1 rRNA gene is annotated in these 325 nt (G+C 49.5%); it reads right to left on the minus strand.

What is annotated here, in order from left to right:
* Window positions 1-325, minus strand: a 23S ribosomal RNA gene (locus AAEY72_RS14360); the annotation flags it as partial.

Below are 325 nucleotides of genomic sequence, written 5' to 3' on the forward strand. Positions count from 1 at the left end.
GTACGGGGCTATCACCCTGTGCCGCTGTGCTTTCCAACACATTCCACTAACACCCCATAGACTTAAGGGCTAATCCCCGTTCGCTCGCCGCTACTAGGGGAATCTCGGTTGATTTCTTTTCCTCCGGGTACTTAGATGTTTCAGTTCCCCGGGTTTGCCTCACTACACTATGTATTCATGTAGTGATAACAGCTTATGCTGCTGGGTTTCCCCATTCGGATATCGTTAGCTCAAATGCTTATTACTAGCTCGCCAACGCTTTTCGCAAGTTATTACGTCCTTCATCGCCTCTGACTGCCAAGGCATCCACCGTATACGCTTGGTC

This window comes from Psychrobacter sp. W2-37-MNA-CIBAN-0211, from assembly GCF_040309405.1.
In the GTDB taxonomy this organism is placed as follows: domain Bacteria; phylum Pseudomonadota; class Gammaproteobacteria; order Pseudomonadales; family Moraxellaceae; genus Psychrobacter; species Psychrobacter glaciei.